The organism is Erwinia wuhanensis, from assembly GCF_030484085.1.
Classification (GTDB): domain Bacteria; phylum Pseudomonadota; class Gammaproteobacteria; order Enterobacterales; family Enterobacteriaceae; genus Erwinia; species Erwinia aeris.
On the sequence record NZ_JAUJUH010000023.1, the window covers coordinates 1 to 555 of the forward strand.

1 protein-coding gene is annotated in these 555 nt (G+C 45.4%); it reads left to right on the forward strand.

Going from position 1 to position 555, the window contains the following annotated elements:
* Window position 1: 1 nt before the first annotated feature.
* A partial coding sequence (locus QZH36_RS21345; protein WP_301731086.1) for a Tli4 family immunity protein occupies window positions 2-555 on the forward strand: 554 nt, incomplete at its 3' end.

Consider the following 555-nt stretch of genomic DNA (forward strand, 5'->3'; position numbering starts at 1 on the left):
GATTGACGTCCCGGAGTCCTTTAACAACCAGCTGCACAATATGATTTTTATCGATGACTTTAAAATCAGCAGTAAATGGATCTATCCACCGGCCTTCCAGCAGCGGATAAGGCTCAGGGAGCAGGAGTTACGGGAAGCGATTAACAAACCCGGAAATAAAGCCGAATATGCTCCATATTTGAAACAGGTAATTGTCCTGCCTGACGGTCGTGGCGTGATTTATGACCATAATGAGCCGGGAACCCCTGATATTTATCGGCAGCTGGAGGCCCATGTCTATGTAAACAACGTGGCCTTTGTGATTACCACGGAATTTCGGGATTTTTCAGGTGAAAAAAACAAGCAAGAAAAAAATGAATATATAGCCGATGGTTTCACTGAGGCTGATGCAAACACCAAACCAGCCAAACTGGCTGCACTACAGTCGTTGATATCGCGCTTAAGCGGCAGAAAGGATGAAGAGATCCCGAAAGAGAAAGGCGTGTGTATTCCGAACGCGTTTATCAGGGACGATGGCGCTAAACACATTGAAAAAATCACCTTCCGATACGTAAA